Consider the following 540-nt stretch of genomic DNA (forward strand, 5'->3'; position numbering starts at 1 on the left):
ATAGTGCCAGCCCCATGCCGCGTCGATGATCCAGAAAACCGATCCGATCAAAACAGCATGCACCCAAAGAGCCGAGGAGCGAATACGCTCGATCACCGACCCCGATACGATCGAGGCTGCCGTCCACGAAAAGAGCAGGAACGCCGCCCAGAAGACGCCGGTAATGCGATCCTCGAGGTTGGTGCCCATGTTGGACGACCAAGGCGTGTTTGCGGCACCCGCCTCCCAGTCGATGGATCCGCCAAAAATGTAAAAGTTGGGGAAAGCCCAATAGATCCACCAGCCAAAGAAGAAGAACGTGACCGTGACCAGAGGAATGATCATGATGTTCTTCATCAGGGTGTGCATATGATTGCGCCGTCGGCTGGCGCCCACCTCATACATGCAGAAACCTACATGAATGAGGAACATGAAAACGACCGTCACCCAGTAGTAGAACTCGGTGAAAATGGTCGTGAGTGCATTGAGGTTACCGTCCACTGTCTCATCTCCCTATGACGTGTCTGCAAGCTCTTGCGGCTGCCTTCAGACATATTTTCG

At 53.9% G+C, this 540-nt stretch carries 1 pseudogene; it reads right to left on the reverse strand.

Features of this window, described 5'->3' with window-relative positions:
• Positions 1 to 480 (reverse strand): annotated as a pseudogene (locus tag V8352_RS21935) (ammonium transporter); the annotation flags it as partial.
• Positions 481 to 540 lie beyond the last annotated feature (60 nt).

The organism is Roseovarius sp. D0-M9 (assembly GCF_037083805.1).
In the GTDB taxonomy this organism is placed as follows: domain Bacteria; phylum Pseudomonadota; class Alphaproteobacteria; order Rhodobacterales; family Rhodobacteraceae; genus Roseovarius.